At 43.6% G+C, this 3,816-nt stretch carries 2 protein-coding genes; both read left to right on the top strand.

The window, feature by feature from the left end; translation table 11 throughout:
• Positions 1-444: 444 nt before the first annotated feature.
• Complete coding sequence (locus MWU78_RS22135; protein WP_247001979.1) at positions 445-906, top strand: (2Fe-2S)-binding protein; 462 nt, start codon at positions 445-447, stop codon at positions 904-906.
• A 1-nt stretch (position 907) separates the two neighbouring features.
• Complete coding sequence (locus MWU78_RS22130; RefSeq protein ID WP_247001976.1) at positions 908-3,172, top strand: molybdopterin cofactor-binding domain-containing protein; 2,265 nt, start codon at positions 908-910, stop codon at positions 3,170-3,172.
• Positions 3,173-3,816 lie beyond the last annotated feature (644 nt).

Genomic DNA, 3,816 nt, shown 5'->3' with positions numbered 1-3,816 from the left:
ATAAGGAACAAATTATTGGCCCGGGCATTCGCCGTTGTGGGCAGAGGAACACCATATGTCAATACAATGGGTTATATATCCTGAACCATAGAAAAAAATTATGAAGATAAATTTGTTTTAACCATAGGATACAGACAGGCCTGCCTATCGACAAACTCAATCTCCAGTTAATACTTTGAAAATGGGAACCTGGAACCTTGATCTTTAAACTTTAAACCGTAGACCTTCAACCCCGCCGTTCCATAAAAGAACAGCAAATGCAAGATGCCTGTCTACCAAATATATTATACATTCCGATCTGAGCAATTGATTTATTTATTACCTTGATGCTTAATATGGGGCAAAACTATTCTAAATCAACCTTTTAGAACCACACAAAAGGCTTTAAAAGCCTATCCAATTGCATGTCGCCATATGGTTATTAAACAAATAATGATATTGCCCATGGAAAAATTCACCTTAAACATCAATGACCAAAAGGTATCAATTGAATGCGCTCCCGACACCCCGTTATTATGGGCGCTTCGTGATCAATTGGGGCTGACCGGAACCAAATACGGTTGTGGAATAGCCGTATGTGGATCTTGTACGGTCCATTTGGACGGTACGGCAATAAGGTCGTGCAGCCTACCAATTTCCGCTATCAACGATAAAGCTATTACCACCATTGAAGGGGTCGGAAAAGACGAACTTCACCCTGTACAAAAAGCATGGATTGCTGAGAACGTTCCCCAATGTGGATTTTGCCAAAGTGGCCAAATCATGTCGGCCATAGCATTATTGAAACAAAACGGAAATCCTTCAGACGCAGACATAGAACAAGCTATGTCCGGCAATATTTGTCGCTGTGGAACCTATATCCGAATTAGAAGTGCCATTAAGAACGCTGCTAAAAACAATGTGTAATATGAAACCAAACCCTTCCAATAATAAACTGTTTAAAGTTAGTAGAAGAGATTTCGTGAAAATTGGGGCTTTGGGCAGCACTGGTTTGATCCTTGGTATTCCTTTAGGGTGCAAGCAAGATAAGAATGCCTTTTTAACCGGTCGGGAAGACGCTGTTTTTGCTCCTAACGTATATATCACGATTTTGGGAACCGGGGAGGTACAACTCATTGCCCACCGCTCGGAAATGGGTACTGGTATTAGAACAAGCCTACCCTTGGTTATGGCCGATGAAATGGAAGCCGATTGGACCAAAGTAAAAATAATACAGGCTGTTGGGGATGTAAAATATGGCGATCAAAATACGGACGGTTCCTATAGCGTTAGAATGTTTTATCAACCTTTAAGGATAGCTGGCGCTACGGTGAAATTAATGTTGATGCAGGCAGCGGCCCAGGAATGGCAAGTAGATATTTCTGAATGTAGTGCTGTAAATCATGAAATAGTCCACAGTTCGGGAAAAAGTTTGGGTTACGGATATTTGGCCGAAAAAGCCGGTGCCTTGCCCATTCCAGATGAAAATGAAATTACTTTAAAGGACTCCAAAGATTTTAAATTTATTTCCAAGGAAACGGTTATCTATGATCTAGAGGATATCGTAACAGGGAAGGCGGTCTATGGACTGGATGTACAGATTCCAGATCTCAAGGTCGCGGTCATAAAAAGAAATCCAGAGGCCGGGGCCGGAATAAAATCGTTCAACAACGATATGGCCACTGCTATTGAAGGAGTCTCCAAAGTATATAAAATGGAGTCAACCGCATTTCCTATGGGCTATAACGCCCCATTGGGAGGTATTGTAGTGGTCGCCAACAATACCTGGACAGCAATAAAGGCACGGGATGCCGTGGAAGTGGTTTGGGATAAGGGCATAAATGCTTCCTATGACTCCAACGCCTTTATGCAACAAATGCAACGATCCGTACAGAAGGAAGGGCAGGTGAAAAGACAACAGGGTTCGGCAACCAAAGCTTTAAAAGAAGCTGCCAAGGTCATAGAGTCCGATTTTTTGGTGCCACACTTGGCCCATTCCCCTATGGAAACCCCTTGTGCCGTTGCCCGCTACAATGCAGATGGAACGTGTGATATATGGGCTCCCGTACAGTCGCCACAATGGGTACGGCAGGCAGTCGCCGAAGCCTTGGGCATTGAGGAATCCGAAGTTACCATTAACGTTACCCTATTGGGAAGTGCCTTTGGCCGTAAATCCAAACCCGATTTTGTAGTGGAAGCTGCCTTGATTTCAAAAGAAATGAATACGCCCATAAAATTGTTATGGACCAGGGAAGACGATATTCAGCACGATTTTTACCATTCCAATTGCGCACAACATATAAAAGTTGGTATCGACAAAAACAATAAGGTCACTTCCTGGGTGCATCGTACGGCTTTTCCATCCATTTCAGGTACGGCCAGCGCCGATGCCAAAGGGCCTTCATCGGACGAATTGTGCATGGGCGTTTTGGACATGCCCTTCGAAATTGATAATATATCCTGTGAATCCTTGGATGCAAAAGCTCAGATAAGGATTGGGTGGCTGCGATCTGTCCACAATATCAACCATGCGTTTGCCATTGGATCTATAGTAGATCAGGTGGCCCAGGCAAGACAGATGGATCCTATAGACAATATGCTGGATCTATTGGGCAGCGATCGTAAAATAGATTTTGCCGCCAAAGTGGAAGGGTTCAACAATTATAACGTTACATTGGAAGAGTACCCATGTGATACTCATCGCCTTAAGCAGGTAGTACAATTGGTAAAAGAAAAATCAGGATGGGGCAAAAGCCTTCCAAAAGGTACAGGAATGGGGTTTGCTGCCCATCGAAGCTTTCTTACTTATGTAGCTTGCGTAGTGGAAGTGGAGGTAGATGACAACAACAATATCAAAATACCAATGGTTCACTTTGCTATAGATTGCGGAGTACCAGTCAATCCGGACAGAATAAGGGCCCAATTTGAGGGAGGTGCTGCCTTTGGTGCCAGTTTGGCCTTGAAAAGTGAGATAAATGTGAAAAATGGGGCCGTTATAGAGGACAATTTCAACAACTATCTTGTGGCCAGGATGGAGGATGCCCCCATCAATACAGCGGTACATTTTGTGGAAAATGAAGAGAAACCCACAGGAGTTGGGGAACCCCCTGTTCCCCCGTTTATACCAGCACTTTGCAATGCCATTTTTATGGCGACCGGAAAAAGGATTACGAGATTACCAATAAGGCTATAGGTTATTTGGTTGACATATTGATTGGAATCAAGAACGATTGACCACAAGAGTCAAGAAACTCGTCCTGTTTAGGCGGCTACCATCTTTTGGCTATTGGCTTTTATCTCTAGCCCATTCTGGGTACTAAATGGCTACCGCCATTTCATTCGAATTGACGATAGAAAAGCTGCACCAAGTCGCCCAACCTGGAGCCCTCCCCTACTTCGATTTCGACTTCGCCTACCTATCGGTAGGCACAAACGGACAATGTTGGTCACTTCAACAGAGTCCCTTTTCTGGACGACGAGAAGTCACACAAACTAGGTGGAGCTACTTGAGCGATTTAGCACAAGGTATAGTTGTTATAGGGGTATTGGGGAACCGTAGGTTAAGCTACTTGTGGTATTTAGCTCATGCTGTATTTATTGTAGAGGTATTCGTGAACCGTAGGTTTAACTACTTGTGCGATTTCTCCTCCCTACCGGTCGTTACCATTGACGTCTATCACAGAAAGCTGTTAATCAGCACTTTGCATTTTCAATGGAATTGTCTCCAACCCTAGTTCTTGTGCCATTCTGGTTACTGCCCTTTGTTTGTTCAGGAGCATTTTCTCTTGGTATTTATGGATTCCATTCTCTACATACTCCAGTCCTTTTACAAACAAT

Source organism: Arenibacter sp. F26102 (genome assembly GCF_023015865.1).
In the GTDB taxonomy this organism is placed as follows: Bacteria; Bacteroidota; Bacteroidia; order Flavobacteriales; family Flavobacteriaceae; genus Arenibacter.
This window is presented reverse-complemented; position numbering and strand designations above follow the sequence as displayed.

Coding starts and splice junctions, on each gene's coding strand:
- MWU78_RS22130 (WP_247001976.1), top strand. CDS start 908: ATGAAACCAAACCCTTCCAATAATAAACTGTTTAAAGTTAGTAGAAGA.
- MWU78_RS22135 (WP_247001979.1), top strand. CDS start 445: ATGGAAAAATTCACCTTAAACATCAATGACCAAAAGGTATCAATTGAA.